Annotated in this window: 1 protein-coding gene; it reads left to right on the forward strand. The window is 72.8% G+C overall.

All coding sequences use genetic code 11. From position 1 onward, the window contains the following. Positions 1-172 precede the first annotated feature (172 nt). Positions 173-1,072 (forward strand): S1C family serine protease (locus A5733_RS21140; protein ID WP_233152752.1); only part of this gene is annotated, 900 nt, incomplete at its 3' end.

Genomic DNA, 1,072 nt, shown 5'->3' on the forward strand with positions numbered 1-1,072 from the left:
CCCCCCCCCCCGGCCCCCCCCCCTTTTTTTTTGCCACCACACCACGCCATACGCCATCGGCGCCGGTCGCGTGGGCGCGGAGATGTGTATAACAGACAGGGGTTGGAGATACGGGTCGGGGCGGCCCCAGCGCCGACCCCGGACCATTTACAAGAGAAGAGCACGCAGCACAATGACGAACCACCCGAGGTACCCCCAGCAGCCGGATCAACATCCTGGCAGCGTCGCCCCCGGATACGCCGGTGCGCGTCCAGATCCGTACCAGTCGCAGCAGTACGACTGGCGTTATGCGCGGCAGCAGCCGCAACAGCAGCAGCCGCAACAGCAGCCGCAGCAGGCCTACCGCGCCCCATATGACCCATACCGGATCCCGGCCAGCCCGCAGCCGATCCCGGCCAAGAAACGCTCCCGGGCCGGTCTGGTCGCCGGCGCCCTCGCAGTCGCCGTCGTGTCGGCCGGTGTCGGCGGTGGCGTCGCCACCCTGGTGCACGACGACCATCCGCGGCTGGGCACCCAGGGCCTCGGCGCCGCGCCCACAGTTCCCGCCGCCGCCTTGCCGCCCGGGTCGGTCGAGCAGGTGGCAGCCAAGGTGGTGCCGAGCGTGGTCAAGCTCGAGACCGATCTGGGCCGCGCCTCGGAGGAAGGCTCGGGCATCATCCTGACCGCCGACGGGCTCATCCTGACCAACAACCACGTCGTGCAGGCCGCTGCCAAACCCGGCACGCCGGCCCTTCCGCCGGGGGGCGCCCCGTCCTCCGCCCAGACCAAGGTGACGTTCTCCGACGGCACCACCAAGCCGTTCACGGTGGTGGGCACCGATCCCAGCAGCGACATCGCCGTGGTGCGCGCGCAGGACGTCTCGAACCTGACCCCGATCACGCTCGGCTCGTCGGCCAACCTGCGGGTGGGCCAGGACGTCGTGGCGATCGGCTCGCCGCTCGGCCTGGAAGGCACCGTCACCACCGGCATCATCAGCGCGCTGAACCGCCCCGGCGCCGCCGGCGGCGACCCCCGCCCCCCGGCCCCGGGGCGGCCGCGGCGGCGGCGCCCCGCGGCGCGGCACCCCGGCGCC

This window comes from Mycobacterium sp. NS-7484 (assembly GCF_001953975.1).
Classification (GTDB): Bacteria; Actinomycetota; Actinomycetes; order Mycobacteriales; family Mycobacteriaceae; genus Mycobacterium.